Consider the following 17,689-nt stretch of genomic DNA (forward strand, 5'->3'; position numbering starts at 1 on the left):
TACTAGTTTATTCCTTCAGGAATTTCTGGATCATAGCGGTGACGAAGGCGAGGGTTTGCGGGTCCGGATGGGAGGTGGCTATTTCGCCGATGCATTCACCATGGATGCCTGGCAGTACTGCGAGCCGGGCATGTGGCAGGGTATGGGAGAGTGTGAGGACGGAGCTGGTGAGGATAACGTCCTGGTCTGCGTGAATGAGTAGCGCCGGTGCATGGATCGCTTTGAGTGCGGTGTCTGGAATGTCTTTGAAATGGATCATCCGTTGGGAGTCGCGGTGGAACATCCTTTGTAGTCCTTCCTGGCTGGGATTGACGGCGAGATAGGCTTGTTGCAGTTCCTGGGGCATATTGGCGAGGGTGGCTTGTTCCATGCCTTCGAAGAAGCCTGGTATCATGCCATCGCGCCGGTAGGCGACGGCGCAGAGTACAAGTTTACCGACCAGCTGCGGATGCCGGATCGCGATCTGCAGGCAGGTGGTGGCACCGTTGCTGAAGCCCATGAAGTCGGCCTTTTCAATATGTAGATGTTGCAGCAAGGCGGCCACATCGTCTGCATCCTGCTCGAAGCTGGACGGTGTATCCCTGTCGGCGGTGCGGCCATGCGACTGGCTTTCTACGCCGATGAGCTGGTGACCAGGCAGTAGCAGGGGCCAGATGCGGCCGAAGGTAGAACTGATGGTGGAACCGCCGCCATGTAACAGGATGAGCGGTGTGCCATTGCCCTGTATCTCGTAATAGAGCTTGAGGCCATTTACGGTAGCGTAATGTCCGTTAGGCGCTGATGTCTGTGCGTTCATATGCAAGTGAGTGAGGAACAATAATACGGTGAATAATATATTTCTGGTGAGCATGGCGTCTGATGGTTTGCTGATACAAACTTAGCATAGCTGGGTGGGAAGTAAGGGTAGGAGAAACGTCAATTTAAGGGGGGGATTGCGACAAGGCGGGTGTTATTGGCGGTGAAAAAGGGGAATGTAGGTGGTAAAAAAGGGGAAACATGAGATGAAGAGGGGAACATGATAAGCAGGGGGTGAGTGTTTAATGCGTTGATTATTATCAGGTTGTATCCTTGTTGCCTATAGCTTCTATAAGCGTTCTATAAGTGTTGTATAGGCAAACTATAGCCGGTGTATAGTCATTGTATAAGCTGGTATATGCTTAGCTTATACAATGACTATACGAATGTTATAGGAATGCTATAGGAAAGGTATACCTGAGGTATGGCATAGTTATCCTGAAAGGGGATGAGTGGGGTAGGAGGTAAGATAGTATCAGGTGAGAAGCATTTATGAATAGCATAGAAAGGGAATGTATGGATAGCGCAGTGGATGTGTGTAATATTGTTATGTCCCGACTATGATGTTAACTGTACTGTTTAGATTTTTTTACGCTTAAAATAAATTCCATATGAAAAAAGTTGTTTTCCCAAGTATGCTATTGAGTCGTCAGGAGCTAAAAGATATTTTGGGAGGTGGCCAGGCGGTTGCAGCCCGCATTTGTACGGGTGATTGTATAACGCCGTATGACAGGTTAAAGTGTATAAGTCTTACCTGTAAGTGCAGGCCTCATGTTTTAGCCTGTGCACCCTGATAAAAATGAGCATGTTTTTGCGGGTGTGGACGATTTTCCCGGTGGATTTACTTGTAAATGAGTAGAAAATTAGCGAAGTTCGTTGTCTGTATCTTTCGTTTAGCCAACTATGAGGGTTTACCTCCCGAGATGCAAAAACCGCTAATAATGAAAAAAAAAGTATTATTTATTGCCCTGGGGCTTACGCTGGGAAGCGTAACGTTTGCGCATGCGCAAAGCGACAAAGAAGAAAAAAAGAAAGCGAAAAGAGAGGCGGCGGAAGCCCGCCGGGAGAAACACAAAGAGTTTTGGACTAAGGTAGGAGAGAACCAGCGTGATTTCTGGAAAGGCGAGCATGAGAAGCATGTAGCGCGTAAGAAGGAGCGTGATGAGAAGCGGGCAGCTGCGAAGGCGGACAAGGACGCGAAAGGTACCAGTGAGGTGACGGAGGCGAAGGAGCCACGTAAGCCGCCAAAGCCATTTAATCCATTCAAGAAGAAGAAAAAGGAAGAAGTTTAGATCGAGTATTTGCTGGTGGCCACTTAGGATGGCCACCAGTTTTGTTTTAGCCCTATATGGTAGTGACAGGATCGGTACTGAGTGCGTTGTCTATTTTATCCAGCAGTTCTGGTGTTGCTTTCATATCAAATTTGCGGGCGAAATATTTGCCGCTATTGAGTAAGGTATTGAGGTCTTCGATGCCGAAAGTTTTCGGATGTTCTTTACCGGCGGACCAGTCGATATAATGGAGATTGGTTTTGGTGATCTGGTCGCGGTAGCGGTTGCTGTTGAGCAGGATGGTTTGGAAGATGAATTCATCGGCGCCCCAGGTGAGTTTGAGGTACCTGCGGAGGGCGGGGTGTTTGCGTTCATATTCCAGGCAGTAGGCGACGCAGTCCTGGGTGAGTGTCCACCAGGCAGAGCCACACTCGAGTTTGAGGCCTAGTGGTGCTTTGCGTGGAGGTAATATTTTGGCCAGTATGTTGGTCAGCATGTATTTGCCTGGGAAGTTGTATTCTACGAAGTGGTAGCGATCCATTTTGCAGAGGTTGGGCTGCAAGGCTTCTTCGGAGATAACATCCATGAATTGTTGGTGCTGTTGTGTGCAGAGGAATTCATATATTTTCTCTATGGGTTGCAGTAGATAGTCCTGTGCGCTGAGTAAGGTGATGTAGTGGTAGCGATGTTCGCTGGCCATAACGGCTTCCATGCCATTGAGGGTAGCCTGAATGATGCCCCATCCGGCCCAGGTGACGTTGGCTCTTTCGCTAACGGGATATACCTGTGGCAGGGAGAGTACTTCTTTCCATTCGTCGATATTACATTTTGCATCCACGTGCACATAGCAGTCTACCTGTGTGTGTTGTAACCGTAGTAACAAACGTTGTAATTGCGCGGGGTTTTTATGTGCCAGTATGATAAATGCCAGTTTCATGTTCGAACTATAATACTAGTATGGTGAATTAATTGCTGTTAGACTCCTGAGTTTTGCCTGCACCCAGGGCGGCTCTTATTTTATTAAAGATGATCTTACATTCGGCCCATCCGAACAGCCATATATTCTTAACGCTGATATCGACTCTTTTCTGCAGGAAGTAGTATCCAAATGCGACGGCGAAGAGCACGTTGACGAAGGAGGCGAGTGCTACGGAGCGGATGTCGGTGAACAGCCATACGAAGAGGATATCGCAAGCGATGTTGAGTACGAGTTTGAGGAAGTTTTTATAAAAATTGATGTTGGGCAGATTGATCATATCGAGTGTAACGCCGATGAATCGATCTATGGGCCAGAAGATAGCGGACAGCAGGAAGATGCGTACGATATCGGTGGCGTCGAGATAGGCTTTGTCAGCGAGGAGGATGATCAGTGGTTGTGTGAGCAGCAGTAATCCGATGATGAACGGGATGATGATGATGCTTACGGTGCCGGTGTACCGGGCGAATGCCACTGCGACGGCGCGGTAGTCGTTGCGGTTGGCGGCAGCGGACAAGGTCGGCTGTGCGGTGGCGACGAAACTGCGGAGGATGATTTCAATGACTTCCATGAACTTTTGCGGGATGCTGTAGAGGGCTACGGCAGCTGGGTTCATCATGGTACGTATGACGAGATTATCAGAGTAGCTGAGTAAGGTAGAGGATACCATGCTGCCTACGATCATGCGGCCGAAGCGGTATAGTTGCATGGCCTGTGTTTTGGTCCGGAACCAGATGCTGCGGATGCGCGTCCATTTACGGAGCAGGCAGTATATGCTTGAAATGGCCATGGAGGCGGAATAAGCATATAATACGTTTGGAAGGTTCACCTGTTTGAGCAGGAAGAGTACGGAAAGTATGACGAGGAAGGAGCCGTTTTGCATGAGGCGAACCAGGACGATCTTATCGAAGCGATGTTCGGCCTGCAGTATCCAGGTGGCGAAGTTCATGGGAAGTGACAAGAGCGTCAGTATACCCAGCCAGGTAAGGAAGAAATGCCAGGTAGCATTGAAATATGGGTAGGCGGCGGCTAGTACGATAAAGGAGACAAGTACATATGCCATCGTGACGAGCAGGGAGATGTACCAGGCGGCGCCGGTGACTTGTTTGCCCGTTTCTTCTTCTACACCAGCGTAGAATTTAATGATGCCGGACTGTAGCAGACCAGTACGGATCTGGTCCAATATATTGTAGGTGGCGATGAATAATACCCATTCGCCGAAGGCGGTGAGGGATAATATCCTTACCAGCATGGCAAAGGAGAGAACGTTAAAGAAAGCGGTGACCACATTGCCTAACAATGAGTGAAAGTGCCTGCTGCGGATGGCGTTAGCTAGCCCAAAAGCCATGAATCAAACTATTACCGGTTAATAAAAAAAGCCGGTCTTTTACAGGATATAATTAAAGTGAAGAAGGGGTAAGCGTAGGCTATACGCGATCCTTGTACAAAATGAGGACGCAATATACACTTTTCCCCGGAATGTGGAACCATGGTGATGGGTATTTAACTTATTATTTATAATGGAACAGTTCGTTATAGATACATTTTAAAAATAATTTATTAAATACACTCATAGATATGCGTTTTTTTTCTCATTTGTATAGAAAAAAATGTTTTCTTTGTACTGCTTATATCGTTGAGAATTTAAAACAAAGGGGACGCAAAGATTGTAATTGCTTGTATAGTTACTGACCTAATTTCAGTGGAATATTTGCAGACAACAGGCCCTATTATTCAGGAAGAGGAACGCCGAAGGACACACAGGTCAGACCTCAAGTTACCATAGTACCTAAGAAAAACCACATCATTGTGAGAGAATATTTTTCGCAAAGGAATTGGGCATGTTATGTCCTTTATGTATTCCTGCTATACCTTGCTTTGCCTGCTGTAGCGCAGCAGCAAGCCGCTAAGTCGGTTCCTTCCAGTATATCCAATATTGTTGGTTATTATGAGCATCTGCCGCAGGGTTATGCTACTAATACCAGTCAGCGATATCCGCTGATCATTTTTCTGCACGGGGTAGGTGAGCTGGCAGGTAACAATGCTACGCAGATCAATCAGAATGTGTTGAAGAATGGTATTCCTAATTACATCCGGAATAATCAGTTTCCCGCTTCTTTTACGGTAGGTGGGCAAAGTTATTCTTTTATTGTGCTGACGCCGCAGTTCAAGGTGTGGCCGGGGTCGGATGATGTGAACAAGTTGCTGGCCTATGCGGAATCGGTGTACCGGGTGGACAGTAGTCGTGTCTATGTGACAGGTATCAGTATGGGCGGCGGTGTGGCCTGGGGAGTACTCTCTGAGAATGCGGTAAAAGCGAAACAGTATGCAGCGGCGGCGATTGTATGTGGTGCCTGGGACCCGGATTCGCGGCCCTCGCTGGCCAATGTGATCGCTGCTAACAATACGCCGGTATGGGCTTTTCATAACGACAATGACCCGACGGTATCGTCTACCTGGTCCAAAAACTGGGTGAAGCTGATCAACGCCAGTGTGCCGGCACCGAATCCACCGGCGTTGCTGACGATATTCCAGAGCAATTCGCATGATGCGTGGACCAAAGCATTTGATCCTGCGTATAAAGATCCGCAGACCGGTACGAATGTGTACGAGTGGATGCTGAAGTATAAACAAGGCGGTGCGCCTAATCCGGTTAACGGCGGCAGACGTATTGTAGTACCCCGGTCAAGGGGGAATGCCATTTATTATGAAGACGCCAAAACAGCCCTGAATGTGCAACCCGGCGATACATTGTGTATCAATGCGGGCGATTATGATTTCATTCATATGGGTAACCTGGTAGGTACGGCGGCGAAACCCATCATCATCCGCAACTGTGGCGGACTGGTAAGGGTAGGGGTAAACAGTACGACGACGGTTGCCTCTTTCTTGTTGCCCGGCGGGCAATACTTCAAAGTGGAAGGCGATGGACATCCGGGATTACGTTATGGTTTTGATATCAACGGCACCAGTGCGACGGGGGTGAAGTTATTCGGTTTATTATTCAGCAGCGGCGCCAGCGATTTTGAAGTGCATCACTGTTATGTGCACGATGCGGGTATGTTCCTGCAGGCGAAGACATTGCAAAACTGTCAGCAGCCACAGTTTCTCGAAGGCGCGTTCGTGATGCGTAATGTGAAGATACATGACCTGTTGTGCCGTAACTCGGCCTGGGAAGGTTTTTATATAGGTAACACGCATTATCTCTGGGATGATGGGAACTGTAAGAGTCTGAAATCGCATCACCTGGAGAATCTGGAGGTGTATAATAATGACCTGGAGAATGTGGGTAGTGACGGGATACAGATCGCGATGGCGGATATGGGTGTAAACCTGGTGCATCATAACCGGATCGTCAACTATGCGATGGCGCGTAACAGTGCACACGGGTATGGTATTCTGAGTGGGGGTGGCAGCACATTGCGTATTTACAATAACCGGATTGACAAGGGATTCAGTCCGGGTGTACAGTTGTTTGGCAGTGGTGTAAGTTATGTATATAATAATGTGATCTCCAACATTTACTATGAGGGGATCAATGTAACGGATAAGTTATTATTTCAGCCGGTGACCGGTTACATTTATAACAATACGGTATATAATACTGGCTCTGTGGGATTGAAGATATATGCGGACCTGACGACGGTGGGGCATAAGGTGTATAATAACGTGGTGGTGGCGCCAGGGTCTCCCTGGGATTATCCGCAGCAGGGATATTATATCCGTGGGTCGAAACAGATCTTATTTGACTTCAGCAACAACATCAGTTATCGGAATGCGAAGCAGGGTCTTTTCGCGGATTCTGCCGGCCGCAATTACCACCTCACTTCCGGATCGACGGCGGTGAATGCCGGGCGTAACATGCAGGACCTGGGATTACTGACGGACTATGATGATATGGCGCGTCCGCAGGATGTGTTGTTTGATGCCGGCGCTTATGAATATTCGGGACCACTGGCGACGAATATCCCGCCAGCAGCGAATGCCGGTAAAGATACGGTGATAGCGGCGCCTGGTACGACGGCTATATTGGACGGCAGTGGTTCTGCGGATGTAGACGGAACGATCAGTGTATATCGCTGGACGAAACTGACCGGCCCGAATGCAGGTACGGTTGTCAATGCCGGCATCAGCAAGACTAATGTAACCGGGCTGACACCAGGCACCTATATCTTTCAGCTGTTGGTAACGGATGATAAAGGCGTCTCTGACAGTGCGAAGGTAACGGTGAACGTATTGGCAGCCGCCAATAAAGCACCTATTGCCACGGCTGGTACTGATGTAACGGTGACGCTGCCTAATAACACTGCGGCCTTATCCGGCAGCAACTCTATTGACCAGGATGGGATGATCGTAAAATTTGAGTGGAAGAAGGTGAGCGGGCCGGCCGCCGGTACGATTAGCATCCCTGACGCCAGCAACACGGATGTGAGCGGGCTGGTAGCAGGGGTGTATGTATTTGAATTAACGGTAACGGATAATGCAGGCGCTACCGGATCGGACCGTATCACTATTACAGTGATCAATCCGGGCAGTAACCAGCCGCCGGTAGCCAATGCCGGTGGGGACAAAAGCATACAGCTGCCTGTTACCACTGTACAGCTGGACGGTAGTGCTTCCAATGATCCGGACGGTACGATTGTGAGCTGGCAGTGGACGAAGATCAGCGGCCCTGCGGGTGGTACCATCAGCAGTCCTAACCAGGCTAAGACTAATATCACGGCGTTGCAAGCCGGTGTTTATATATATGAGCTGACGGTGACGGATAATGCCGGGGCGCAGTCGAAGAACCGTGCGACGGTAACGGTAGTACCAGTTGCCAATAAACCGCCGGTAGCGGAAGCTGGCACGGACAAAGCGATACAGCTGCCGGTGAATACGGCACAGCTGGACGGCAGTGCCTCCAGCGATCCGGACGGCAGTATTGTGGGTTGGCAGTGGACGAAGATCAGCGGCGCTGCTGGAGGCGTTATCAGCAATGCTACGCAGGCTAAGACGGATATTACCGGCTTACAGGCTGGCGTATATGTGTATGAGTTGACGGTAACGGATGATGGTGGTGAAAAGGCTACGGACCGGGTAACGGTGACGGTAACGGCGGCGCCTAATAAAGCGCCGGTAGCGGATGCCGGTACGGACCGCAGTGTACAGCTACCGATTAATACGGTACAGCTGGACGGCAGTACATCTAGTGATCCGGACGGTACCATTGCCAGCTGGCGATGGACGAAGGTCAGCGGGCCTGCACAAGGAGATATCAGCAATCCGGACCGGTCTATTACGCAGGTGACGGGTATGGTGGCAGGGATATATGTATTTGAACTGACGGTGACGGATAATGGAGGTATGACAGGCAGTGACCGGGTAACGGTGACGGTGCTGGCAGCTCCTGTAAACCGGCCGCCGGTAGTGCGGATGCCTGCACCGCTGACGGTGGCGTTGCCTGTCAGCAATGCAACGCTGGACGGTAGTGCATCTACCGATCCAGACGGTAGTATTGTAAGATGGCAGTGGGTGAAGATCAGCGGGCCTGCGGGCGGTGATATGGGTACTTCCAATGTCGCCAGGACGACTATCAGCAATTTGCAGGCAGGGGTATATATTTATGAGTTGACCGTGACGGATGACGGCGGCGCCAGTGTATCCGGCCGGGTGACAGTAACTGTGATAGCTGCTAATCAGCCACCGGTAGCCAATGCCGGCGGTGATATCAGCATCAACTTACCCACTAATACTGCACAGCTGGATGGCAATACTTCCAGGGACCCGGATGGCACAATTGTGAGCTGGCAGTGGATGAAAGTAAGCGGCCCTGCGGCTGGTATTATCGGGACGCCCGGAGCGGCAATGACGCAGCTGACCGGCTTAGTGGCTGGCGTATATGTATATGAGCTGACCGTGACGGATGATGGTGGGCTGACGGCTACCGACCGTGTGACGGTGGTGGTGTTGGCGACAGGCGGTGGTAACCGTCCGCCGGTGGTGAGGGCCGGCAATAATCAGACGATCTTATTACCCGTTAATACGGCTCAGCTGGACGGCAGTGGTTCCAGTGATCCGGACGGTAGTATTGTAAGCTGGATGTGGATGAAAGTGAGCGGTCCTGCGGGCGGTGACCTGAGTAGTCCTTATACCGCCAGAACGGGCATCAACAATTTACAGGCAGGCACCTATGTATACGAACTGACGGTGACGGATAATGCCGGAGCATCTGCTTCAGCGCGGGTGACCGTGGTGGTGCAGCCCGCGAATCAACCGCCGGTAGCCAATGCAGGTAGCGATATCACTATACAGCTGCCGGTGAATACGGCACAGCTGGATGGCAGCGGTTCTACGGACCCTGACGGTACTATTGCCAGCTGGCGTTGGGCGAAGATCAGCGGTCCTGCGGGCGGTGACCCTACCCCTGTCAATATACCCAAGCCAGCGATCAGCCATCTGCAGGCCGGCACCTATGTATATGAATTGACTATAACGGATGACGGCGGCCAGACGGCGACGGCACGGATGCGGGTCATTGTGGTGGCAGCTGCTGTCAACCGCGACCCGATAGCGATTGCCGGTAACCCGGTGACCATCACCTTACCGGTGAACAGTGTACGGCTGGATGGCAGCGCTTCTTATGATCCGGATGGGAACGTGGCGCGCTGGGCATGGGAGAAAGTGAGTGGGCCTGCGGGCGGTACGATCGTAGACCGGGCGCTGGCACAGACCATGGTGACCGGACTACAGGCAGGTACTTATGTATTTGAATTGACCGTAACGGATAACCAGGGTGCACAGGGACGTGCGCGGGTGTCGGTGCAGGTACTGTCTGTACCTGCCAATCAGCCTCCTGTGGCGCAGACCCAGGGAGACCGGACAATCACCTTGCCGGTGAACTTCATACAGGCAGATGGCAGCCGTTCTTATGACCCGGAAGGAAATATCGTGCGATATAGCTGGCAGCAGCTGACAGGCCCTAGTCCGGCTAGTATCTGGGCGGCAGATCGTGCACAGACGAGGATTGCCTCGTTACAGGCGGGTATCTATACATTTGAGCTGACGGTGACGAACGATAAAGGAGCGAAGGGAGCGGCTACTTTTACGGTGAAGATACAGCAGGGAGACCAGCGTCCGGCTGTGTCGATATTGTATCCTAATCCTGCCAGGGACTATATCCGGTTGAATGTAAATCATAAAGGCAATACACAAATGCGCATTTCGATCTATGATCTGACCGGAAAGATGCATTATTCCAATAAGTTTACGGCTGATGACGGGCTGGATAAGCTGATCTCTATAGAGACGATCCCGGTAGGGCACTACCTGGTGGAGGTGTTTGGGGATGATAAGTTCCGCTGGACCGGGCATTTTACCAAAGTACCGTAAAGGGTGCTTTGGTACTAACTACGGACCCTGTCCCAGGTTTGGGTGTCGGGATTGTATTGTTTGATGATGCGGGCGGGATTGCCGGCAACGATGGTGTAGGGAGGGACGTCTTTGGTCACTACGCTGCCACCTGCTACTACGGCATGTTTTCCTATATGTACGCCGGCGGTGATCACCGCATTGGCGCCGATCCAGGAGTCTTCTCCTATCACGATCTCGCCTGTTGTACAGGGCTGTAAGGAGATCGGTGTATGGGGATCTGTATATCCATGATTTAAGGCGGAAACGACGATATTCTGGGCCATGATGACATGGTTACCGATGGTAACGGGGCCGATGATGACATTGCCGATACCTACGCGTACGTGATCGCCGATGGTAACGGCGCCCATACCATTGTTGACGGTAGCGAAATCTTCGATGGTAGAATAGTTGCCCAATGTGAAGCCGTTAAACGGCAATACATCCATGCGGGTGCGGCGGCGGATGGAGGATTGTTTTCCTTTTTTATGTACGAAGGGATTTACGAACCAGCGTACCCAGGTACGGGGACGTGCCTGATGTTTAGGCATCAGGAGATATAATGTCAGCGCTTTGAGGCGTGGATTATCTTTTATTTTACTTTTCAGGCTCATGGTCGACCGGACGATTGTAATATAGCGTCATAGATGGCAGCTACGGAGTTCTCCCAGCTATGAGATTGTGCAAAGGTGATCCGCGCCTGTTGTAATGACAAATTATTTTCGTGTAAGGCCTTTTCTATCAAGGGAACGTATTCATCCGGGGATTGAGCGAGATAGACATGATCTTTAAACAGCTGCATGGTTTTGGTAGCGGTGGCTACTGTTGGTTTGCCCATGGCGAGGTACTCATCTATCTTCAGTGGGTAGTTGCCGGCGGTGACCGCGTTAATGACCTGCGGATTGAGGCAGACATCGAAATAGCTGATATAGCCCGGTAGCTCACTGACCTCTTTTCTGCCAAGGAAATATACATTGGGTAGCTGGTGTAAGGCAGCGCTTTTGAAGCCGTCATCTTCGGGGCCTACCAGTACCAGCTGCCAGTCAGGGCGATCCTGGGCGATCCGTAGGAGTATATCGATATTGAGACGTAGTGTGTTGAGGGCGCCGACATAGCCGATGATCGGCTGTGCTGGTGCGGGCAGGTCTGCAGGACGGTGATGAGAAGCTGTGGCATCGAACAGGCGCAGGTCGCATCCTTGTCCTACGTAGAAGCTCCTGGGATTGTATTTCAGGAGCATATCGCGGAGGTATAGAGAGTTGGCGACGGCGGCATCTGCTTTAGCGATGTGGAGCGGCTCCAGGTATTCGCCATGCTTTTTCCAGTAATCTACGCCTACCAGGTAGTCGCGGCTGTAGTACACGTAGGAGGAGGGGCGTAACATTTCCTTCAGATAGAAGGCGCGGAAGATGTCATTGTCATTAAACAGGATGATATCTTTAAAGCCGAGTTGTGTCACGGCTTTTTTTATACTTTTCGCGAAGCGGCGGTTGTTAAGTTTATTGAACCAGGAGAAGGCAGCGGTGGAAGGCATCCAGTTGATCGACTCCAGTACGGTCTCGGGATAGAGGTTCCAGAGATTATTTCCGATAGGGATGATGGCAGCTTCTTCCCCTTTTAGTACCTTTTGATGGTATTGTACCTGCGGATCATTTTTCTCTTTCAGCGCGGTACGTCTGTCGAGCGGTGCGTTGACATACAGTACGCGGTTGTGGCGGGCGAACTGTAATGCAATGTTTTTACAGTTGCTGCCTATTGGCGTGTACCATTGTTGTAATCCTACGATAACAATATCTCTATTTTGTATAAGCGGCATAAATGGGGCCTGGCTTGTTTTATGAACAAATGAAATAATAAACCGTTAAAGAGCGAATAGCATTAGTGGTTAAGGTAGCAGGGAAAAAAACTTACGCGGTGCAAAGTAAAGACATATTTTCAGGATTTCCATTTTTTGACCGGCTTCATATTTGTAGTAACTTAAAAAGGAGTAATAAAAAAAGTATACAGGCATGTCAGAAACAGTAGAAATAAGACAATTGACGGCAGAGGATTACCTGGACCTGAAAGAATCCATGGTATCCGCTTATTCAGATATGGCAGGTAGTTACTGGCGGGAGCCTACTATCCGCAGGTTAATGAACCTGTTTCCGGAAGGGCAGATCGCAGTGACCGTCAATGATAAGGTGGTGGGTTGTGCATTATCCATCATAGTAGATTATGAGAAATATGGTGATGAACACACCTATGAGCAGATCACCGGTTATTATACTTTCAGCACGCATGATCCCAAGGGGGATGTATTATATGGCATTGAAGTGTTTGTACATCCGGACTACCGCGGGAAGCGGCTGGCGCGGCGCCTGTATGATGCACGTAAGACCTTGTGCGAGCGGCTGAACCTGCGAGGTATCGTTGCCGGCGGTCGTATTCCCAACTATGAGAAATATGCGGATCAGCTATCGCCCAGGGAGTATATTGAAAAGGTGCGTGATAAAGAGATCTATGATCCTACGTTAACGTTCCAGTTCTCCAATGATTTCCTGGTAAAGAAAATACTGAAGAACTATCTGCCGCATGATGAGGCTTCGAAAGGATTTGCGACGTTGCTACAATGGTATAATATCTATTATGAAAAAGATGTAGATACGATACGATATAATAAATCGACGGTACGTATTGGATTAGTGCAATGGCAGATGCGGGACTACCAGTCATTACAGGGATTTTTGCAGCAGGTGGAATATTTCATTGATGCGGTGAGTGACTACGGTTCAGACTTCGTCGTATTCCCGGAGCTGTTTAATGCGCCATTGATGGCGGAGTTCAACCAGATGGACCAGGCCGGAGCAATCCGGGGTGTGGCAAGGTACACCCATGAGATCCGGGATGAGTTCATCAAACATGCCGTTGCTTACAATGTAAATATCATCACCGGCAGTATGCCTATTGTGATAGAGGAGCAGTTGTACAATATCACTTACCTGTGCCGGCGGGATGGTACACACGACCATTATATCAAGATACATCCGACACCAAGTGAGGTGTCGGCCTGGGGTATCAAGGGCGGCAATGAGTTGCGGGTGTTTGATACGGATTGCGGTAAGATAGGGATACAGATATGCTACGATGTGGAATTTCCCGAGCCTAGCAGGGTATTGGCGGAGCAAGGCATGCAGATACTTTTTGTACCTTTCCTGACGGATACGCAACACGCCTATAACCGGGTACGTTTCTGTGCGCAGGCACGGGCGATAGAAAATGAGTGTTATGTCGCGATCGCGGGTTGTGTGGGTAATCTGCCGAAGGTGAATAATATGGACTTGCAATATGCACAGTCGGCTGTGCTGACGCCGTCGGACTTTGCATTTCCGGTGACAGGTGTGAAAGCAGATGCGACGCCTAATACGGAAATGGTAGTGATCGCTGACGTAGACCTCGTGTTGCTGAAAGAGCTGCATGCATTCGGAAGCGTACATACGAAAAAGGACATGCGGCCTGATCTGTATCAGGTGAATTATAAGGGAGTAACTCGTAACGGCGGATCTTCCGGACAATGAACAAGATAAGTTATACTGATAAAACAAAAAGAATAAAACAATGGACCACAAGATCAATCTGGCGTTACAGATCATTCCACAGGTAGCAACGGAAAAGGTGTATGCAGTTGTAGACGAAGCGATTGCTGTGATACAGGAATCAGGAGTGCCTTACAAGGTATGTCCTTTTGAGACGGTAATGGAAGGCACTTATGATGAGCTGATGGCAGTAGTGCGAAAGACACAGGAGGTATGCTTTAAAGCAGGGGCCTCCCAGCTGCTGGTATATATAAAAATGCAGATCAGACCCGACAGGGATGTGACGATGGAAGAGAAGGTGGGAAAGTACGAGTAGGCGTATAAGATAGTATCGATATGATGACAAAAGGCCGGAAGATGTATGTCGCGACATACTTTCCGGCCTTTCGTCTGTTCGTCATTTTGTGATGATATTTTTTTGATTCCGATTAGTTTACGGTATATTGTTGGTAGAACCCATTTATAGAAACCAAATCTAAAATCGCACGGCATGAAATCCATCTACGCTATTTTCATGGTGTGTCACCTGTTATGTCCACTAATGCTTTTGGCCCAGTCGCGGACGATCACCGGGAAGGTCAGTGCTGCGGAAGGCGGTACACCATTACCTGGGGTGACCATACAGGTTAAAGGCACCAACGAAGGTACTACCACTGATGCACAGGGTAATTACCGTATTACTGTTCAGCAGGCTGACGCGCAGCTTATCTTTCGTTTTATTGGTTACCTGGCGGTATCGTTGCCGGCGGCCGGGCAGACGGTGATCAACGTATCGCTGAAGCCGGATACCCGCAACCTGGAGCAGGTGGTGGTAACGGCGTTAGGTATTGTAAGGCGGGAGCGTTCAGTAGGCTATGCGACCCAACAGGTGAAGGGAGAGAACCTGACGCTGACGAAAGAACAGAATGTGATCGGATCTTTGTCGGGCAAGATCGCGGGTGTGCAGGTAACCGGTTCTTCCGGCGCCAGCATGGGAGGTACGCAGAAGATAAAGATACGCGGTGTCAACTCCATCAATGGTGCGGATCAGCCGCTGATCGTGATAGACGGTACGCCGGTGTCTAACAGTAACTTCTCTGCGGAGCGTAATGGTCCGGACCTGGGTAACCTGGCACAGGATATCAACCCGGATGATATTGCTTCTATCTCCGTCCTGAAAGGACCCGCGGCCAGCGCCCTGTATGGTTTGCGTGGTCAGTTTGGCGTAGTGATGATCACTACAAAAAAAGGCTCCCGTAAAGGGGATAAAAAGGTGAGTGTAGACTTCAGCTCTGCCTTTTCACTGGAGAGAGCCGGCAACTTCATGCCTTTACAGAACACCTATGGTGGTGGTGGCAGTCAGACCTTTTCTACGATCAATGTAAACGGTGTACAGCAGCCTTTTGTGTCCGGCACGGATGAAAGCTGGGGGCCCAAGATGGACGGAAGACCTGTAAGACATATGTATAGCTGGTTCCCAGCAGATCCTGACTATGGCAAGCTGACACCTTTTTCTCCTCATCCGGACAACATCAAAGACTTTTATCGCACAGGATATACCTTTAACAACAACATCTCCATATCCGGCGGCGGAGAGAACAGCTCTTTCCGGTTATCCTATAACAATACCCGCATAGAAGGGGTGGAGCCCAATACCTGGTTGAAAAGGAATAACCTGGGTTTCAACGGATCACTCAACATCACCCCCTCGCTGCAGGTGAACACCAGTCTGAATTATGCAAACAACAATGCACAGCGACCTTCACAGGGATACTATGAAGGGTCGCGTAACTTCGTACAGTGGTTCCAGCGATCGCTGGATATGAAAAAGCTGCGGCAGTATAAATATGCGGATGGCCGTTTTTATCACTGGAACCTGAACGACCCGACACAACCGGGATTCCTCGAGTCGGTGAGCGACTGGAATAATCCCTACTTTGAAGCGTATGAGAACCCTGCTCATGACAGCAGGGACCGGTTCTTCGGAAATGTAGGCCTGATATATGACCCGCTGCCGGGATTGAAGCTAAGCGGTTTTGTAAGAGGAGACATGTACATACAACAACTGGATAAGCGGGAGGCCATCGGCGGCCGGCGATTGAATAGTTATTCTACCGGCAAATATCAGAACAAGGAGATGAACTATGAATTCCTGGCCCAGTACAACCGGGAATGGGGAGACATTTCGCTGAATGCTAATCTTGGCGCCAACCTGCTCACACAACGGTATTCCTACCTGTCGGCGGCGACACAGGGCGGGTTGAGTGTGCCGAATTTCTTTAACATCAGCGCATCGAAAGAAAGGCCCAGCATCACGGATTATCTTCGCCGTAAAGAGATCTACAGCTATTTCGGATCGGCTACAGTCGGATATAAAGATATCTACTACCTGGATGCTACCTTACGCAATGACCGCTCTTCTGCACTGCCTAAAGGCAACAATTCTTACTGGTATGCTTCCGGTGCAGCCAGTATTGTATTCAGCGAGCTGTTGAAATGGGAACCATTATCCTTTGGTAAACTCCGGGTGAGCCTGGCGCAGGCCGGTTCTGACCTGGATGCCTACCGTATCAGCCAGACCTATAACCTGCGCGCGCCGATCGGTACTACCTATCCTATGTCAGTACCGGATACGCTCAACAATCCGAATATCAAACCCGCAATAGGCACTTCTTTCGAGGCAGGGGTGGAGCTGCGTTTTCTCAACAACCGTGTGGGACTGGATGTAACTTACTACAACCAGCAGAACAAGGACCAGGTAATCCGGCTGGATGTATCAGGTACCAGCGGTTTCTCCTATTACTGGGTAAATGCCGGCAATATTCAGAACAAGGGGATCGAAGTGAGCCTGAATGGACAACCGGTGAAAAGCCGATTGTTCAACTGGACGACGGTGTTCAATATCAGCCGGAACACCAGCCTGATCAAATCTCTTTATCCTGGTATCAACAACCTGATATTAGATCAGAACACCTATTCCCGGGTGTCTGTATTTCTGAATGCTACGGTAAACGGTACTTTCGGAACGCTGATAGGGAATGCTTATCAACGTGACCCGAAGACGAGCAAGATACTGTTGGATGCGCAGAACCTGCCGCTGTTTGAGCAGAATCATGATTTTGGGTCGGTATTACCCCGGTTCATCGGCGGCTGGCAAAATACTTTCCGTATCGGCAACTTTGATATCGGTGCGATGATCGACTTTCAATCTGGAGGCCGTTTCTTCAGCTGGTCACGGATGTTGGCTGTGAAATCGGGTCAGGCGGAGGAGACGGCAGCTATGAATGATCGCGGTAAAAATGTACGCGACCCGGTAGCGGAAGGCGGCGGGGTGAAAGTGAATGGTATTTCCGCAGCAACCGGGCAGGAGGTCACCACTTATGTAGATGCTAAGGCTTATTTCCGCAGCCGGTTGGGGACATCTGTTTACGAGGAATGGTTGTATGACGCTTCGTATATTAAAATGAGGGAGCTACGGGCAGGATATACTTTCCGCAAGGAACAGTTCAAAGGCTTACCATTCAGCAGCCTGAACATCGCCTTTATTGCGCGTAATCCTTTTATGATCTACCAGAAAGCGCCGAAAGGATTAGATCCATCGGAATTGTCTGCCGGTAGTGCGCCGATCAGCTGGCTGGAGACAGGACAGCTGATCACTACACGGTCTTTTGGTGTTAACCTTAATGTTTCCTTTTAAACAG

At 50.0% G+C, this 17,689-nt stretch carries 10 protein-coding genes; 5 read left to right on the forward strand and 5 right to left on the reverse strand.

Annotation, left to right across the window (positions count from 1 at the left end; genetic code table 11):
- Positions 1-7 precede the first annotated feature (7 nt).
- Entirely contained in the window at positions 8-850 is an 843-nt protein-coding gene (locus KTO58_RS08655) for an alpha/beta fold hydrolase (protein WP_095839754.1), read from the reverse strand.
- Between the two features lie 886 nt (positions 851-1,736).
- Here KTO58_RS08655 and KTO58_RS08660 point away from each other — a divergent pair.
- On the forward strand, positions 1,737-2,087 hold the full coding sequence (locus KTO58_RS08660) for a hypothetical protein (protein WP_225860145.1): 351 nt from the start codon (positions 1,737-1,739) through the stop codon (positions 2,085-2,087).
- A gap of 52 nt (positions 2,088-2,139) precedes the next feature.
- Here KTO58_RS08660 and KTO58_RS08665 read toward each other — a convergent pair whose 3' ends face one another.
- Together KTO58_RS08665 and KTO58_RS08670 are read right to left on the reverse strand one after the other, a co-directional pair.
- On the reverse strand, positions 2,140-3,003 hold the full coding sequence (locus KTO58_RS08665; protein WP_095839753.1) for a beta-1,6-N-acetylglucosaminyltransferase: 864 nt from the start codon (positions 3,001-3,003) through the stop codon (positions 2,140-2,142).
- 28 nt (positions 3,004-3,031) lie between these two features.
- Positions 3,032-4,390: a lipopolysaccharide biosynthesis protein gene (locus KTO58_RS08670; protein WP_095839752.1), complete on the reverse strand. Its 1,359-nt coding sequence runs from the start codon at positions 4,388-4,390 to the stop codon at positions 3,032-3,034.
- 461 nt (positions 4,391-4,851) lie between these two features.
- On the opposite strand from KTO58_RS08670, the gene KTO58_RS08675 reads away from it, so the two are divergent.
- Positions 4,852-10,413 (forward strand): PKD domain-containing protein, encoded by a 5,562-nt coding sequence (locus KTO58_RS08675; protein ID WP_225860146.1) that lies wholly within the window; start codon positions 4,852-4,854, stop codon positions 10,411-10,413.
- A 14-nt stretch (positions 10,414-10,427) separates the two neighbouring features.
- Here KTO58_RS08675 and KTO58_RS08680 read toward each other — a convergent pair whose 3' ends face one another.
- Together KTO58_RS08680 and KTO58_RS08685 are read right to left on the reverse strand one after the other, a co-directional pair.
- On the reverse strand, positions 10,428-11,048 hold the full coding sequence (locus KTO58_RS08680; protein WP_095839749.1) for an acyltransferase: 621 nt from the start codon (positions 11,046-11,048) through the stop codon (positions 10,428-10,430).
- Positions 11,045-12,250, reverse strand: coding sequence for a glycosyltransferase (locus KTO58_RS08685; protein WP_095839748.1), 1,206 nt, complete (start codon positions 12,248-12,250; stop codon positions 11,045-11,047). The genes KTO58_RS08680 and KTO58_RS08685 overlap by 4 nt, the downstream gene beginning before the upstream one ends.
- 193 nt (positions 12,251-12,443) lie before the next feature.
- On the opposite strand from KTO58_RS08685, the gene KTO58_RS08690 reads away from it, so the two are divergent.
- The 3 genes from KTO58_RS08690 to KTO58_RS08700 all read left to right on the forward strand — a co-directional run bounded on the left by KTO58_RS08690 (position 12,444) and on the right by KTO58_RS08700 (position 17,685).
- Positions 12,444-13,991 carry a bifunctional GNAT family N-acetyltransferase/carbon-nitrogen hydrolase family protein gene (locus KTO58_RS08690; RefSeq protein WP_095839747.1) on the forward strand — a complete coding sequence of 516 codons (1,548 nt, stop codon included), beginning with the start codon at positions 12,444-12,446 and terminating at the stop codon, positions 13,989-13,991.
- 40 nt (positions 13,992-14,031) lie between these two features.
- A complete protein-coding gene (locus KTO58_RS08695) occupies positions 14,032-14,325 on the forward strand; it encodes a thiamine-binding protein (protein WP_095839746.1) in 294 nt (97 codons plus the stop codon).
- Between the two features lie 174 nt (positions 14,326-14,499).
- Complete coding sequence (locus KTO58_RS08700) at positions 14,500-17,685, forward strand: SusC/RagA family TonB-linked outer membrane protein (RefSeq protein ID WP_095839745.1); 3,186 nt, start codon at positions 14,500-14,502, stop codon at positions 17,683-17,685.
- Positions 17,686-17,689 lie beyond the last annotated feature (4 nt).

Source organism: Chitinophaga pendula (assembly GCF_020386615.1).
GTDB lineage: Bacteria > Bacteroidota > Bacteroidia > Chitinophagales > Chitinophagaceae > Chitinophaga > Chitinophaga pendula.